We start from the raw sequence: 3,030 nt of genomic DNA, 5'->3' as shown, positions 1-3,030 counted from the left end.
AGCTAAGCGACTTCCATATCTCACAGGGGGCAACCCCCAACTACTTCCGGCGTTCTAGGGCTTAACTGCTGTGTTCGGCATGGGTACAGGTGTATCTCCTAGGCTATCGTCACTTAACTCTGAGTAATACCTACTCAAAATTGAATATCTATCAAATACCAAGAAAACCTCACACTTCGTATTCTCAGTTACTTTGGATAAGTCCTCGAGCTATTAGTATTAGTCCGCTACATGTGTCGCCACACTTCCACTTCTAACCTATCTACCTGATCATCTCTCAGGGCTCTTACTGATATAAAATCATGGGAAATCTCATCTTGAGGTGGGTTTCACACTTAGATGCTTTCAGCGTTTATCCCTTCCCTACATAGCTACCCAGCGATGCCTTTGGCAAGACAACTGGTACACCAGCGGTAAGTCCACTCTGGTCCTCTCGTACTAGGAGCAGATCCTCTCAAATTTCCTACGCCCGCGACGGATAGGGACCGAACTGTCTCACGACGTTCTGAACCCAGCTCGCGTGCCGCTTTAATGGGCGAACAGCCCAACCCTTGGGACCGACTACAGCCCCAGGATGCGACGAGCCGACATCGAGGTGCCAAACCTCCCCGTCGATGTGAACTCTTGGGGGAGATAAGCCTGTTATCCCCAGGGTAGCTTTTATCCGTTGAGCGATGGCCCTTCCATACGGAACCACCGGATCACTAAGCCCGACTTTCGTCCCTGCTCGAGTTGTAGCTCTCGCAGTCAAGCTCCCTTATACCTTTACACTCTGCGAATGATTTCCAACCATTCTGAGGGAACCTTTGGGCGCCTCCGTTACCTTTTAGGAGGCGACCGCCCCAGTCAAACTGCCCGTCAGACACTGTCTCCGATAGGGATAACCTATCCGGGTTAGAGTGGCCATAACACAAGGGTAGTATCCCAACAACGTCTCCTTCGAAACTGGCGTCCCGATCTCATAGACTCCTACCTATCCTGTACATGTGGTACAGACACTCAATATCAAACTGCAGTAAAGCTCCATGGGGTCTTTCCGTCCTGTCGCGGGTAACCTGCATCTTCACAGGTACTAAAATTTCACCGAGTCTCTCGTTGAGACAGTGCCCAAATCATTACGCCTTTCGTGCGGGTCGGAACTTACCCGACAAGGAATTTCGCTACCTTAGGACCGTTATAGTTACGGCCGCCGTTTACTGGGGCTTCAATTCATACCTTCGCTTACGCTAAGCACTCCTCTTAACCTTCCAGCACCGGGCAGGCGTCACCCCCTATACATCATCTTACGATTTAGCAGAGAGCTGTGTTTTTGATAAACAGTTGCTTGGGCCTATTCACTGCGGCTGACCTAAAGTCAGCACCCCTTCTCCCGAAGTTACGGGGTCATTTTGCCGAGTTCCTTAACGAGAGTTCTCTCGCTCACCTGAGGCTACTCGCCTCGACTACCTGTGTCGGTTTGCGGTACGGGTAGAGTATGTTTAAACGCTAGAAGCTTTTCTTGGCAGTGTGACGTCACTAACTTCGCTACTAAACTTCGCTCCCCATCACAGCTCAATGTTATAGATATAAGCATTTGACTCATATCACACCTCACTGCTTAGACAGACACTTCCATTCGTCTGCTTTAGTTAGCCTACTGCGTCCCTCCATCACTACATACTCTAGTACAGGAATATCAACCTGTTGTCCATCGGATACACCTTTCGGTCTCTCCTTAGGTCCCGACTAACCCAGGGCGGACGAGCCTTCCCCTGGAAACCTTAGTCTTACGGTGGACAGGATTCTCACCTGTCTTTCGCTACTCATACCGGCATTCTCACTTCTATGCGTTCCAGCACTCCTCACGGTATACCTTCTTCACACATAGAACGCTCTCCTACCATACCTATAAAGGTATCCACAGCTTCGGTAAATTGTTTTAGCCCCGGTACATTTTCGGCGCAGGGTCACTCGACTAGTGAGCTATTACGCACTCTTTGAATGAATAGCTGCTTCTAAGCTAACATCCTAGTTGTCTGTGCAACCCCACATCCTTTTCCACTTAACAATTATTTTGGGACCTTAGCTGGTGGTCTGGGCTGTTTCCCTTTCGACTACGGATCTTAGCACTCGCAGTCTGACTGCCGACCATAATTCATTGGCATTCGGAGTTTATCTGAGATTGGTAATCCGGGATGGACCCCTCACCCAAACAGTGCTCTACCTCCAAGAATCTTTATGTCGACGCTAGCCCTAAAGCTATTTCGGAGAGAACCAGCTATCTCCAAGTTCGTTTGGAATTTCTCCGCTACCCACAAGTCATCCAAGCACTTTTCAACGTGCCCTGGTTCGGTCCTCCAGTGCGTCTTACCGCACCTTCAACCTGCTCATGGGTAGGTCACATGGTTTCGGGTCTACGACATGATACTAAAGCGCCCTATTCAGACTCGGTTTCCCTGCGGCTCCGTCTCTTCAACTTAACCTCGCATCATATCGTAACTCGCCGGTTCATTCTACAAAAGGCACGCTCTCACCCATTAACGGGCTCGAACTTGTTGTAGGCACACGGTTTCAGGTTCTATTTCACTCCCCTCCCGGGGTGCTTTTCACCTTTCCCTCACGGTACTGGTTCACTATCGGTCACTAGGGAGTATTTAGGGTTGGGAGATGGTCCTCCCAGATTCCGACGGGATTTCACGTGTCCCGCCGTACTCAGGATACTGCTAGGTACAAAGACTATTTTAAATACGAGGCTATTACTCTCTTTGGCTGATCTTCCCAAATCATTCTTCTATAATCTTTGAGTCCACATTGCAGTCCTACAACCCCGAAGAGTAAACTCTTCGGTTTGCCCTCCTGCCGTTTCGCTCGCCGCTACTAAGGCAATCGCTTTTGCTTTCTCTTCCTGCAGCTACTTAGATGTTTCAGTTCACTGCGTCTTCCTCCTCACATCCTTAACAGATGCGGGTAACAGGTAGTACCTGTTGGGTTCCCCCATTCGGAAATCCCTGGATCATCGCTTACTTACAGCTACCCAAGGCATATCGTCGT

Annotated in this window: 2 rRNA genes; both read right to left on the bottom strand. The window is 49.5% G+C overall.

The window, feature by feature from the left end:
• Window position 1: 1 nt before the first annotated feature.
• Window positions 2–117, bottom strand: a 5S ribosomal RNA gene (gene rrf / locus AB2B49_RS09105).
• Between the two features lie 76 nt (window positions 118–193).
• Window positions 194–3,030, bottom strand: a 23S ribosomal RNA gene (locus AB2B49_RS09100); the annotation flags it as partial.

Source organism: Streptococcus jiangnanensis (genome assembly GCF_040888325.1).
Taxonomy (GTDB): domain Bacteria; phylum Bacillota; class Bacilli; order Lactobacillales; family Streptococcaceae; genus Streptococcus; species Streptococcus jiangnanensis.
Note: the sequence above shows the minus strand (reverse complement) of the source record. Positions and strands in the feature narration are given on the sequence as shown.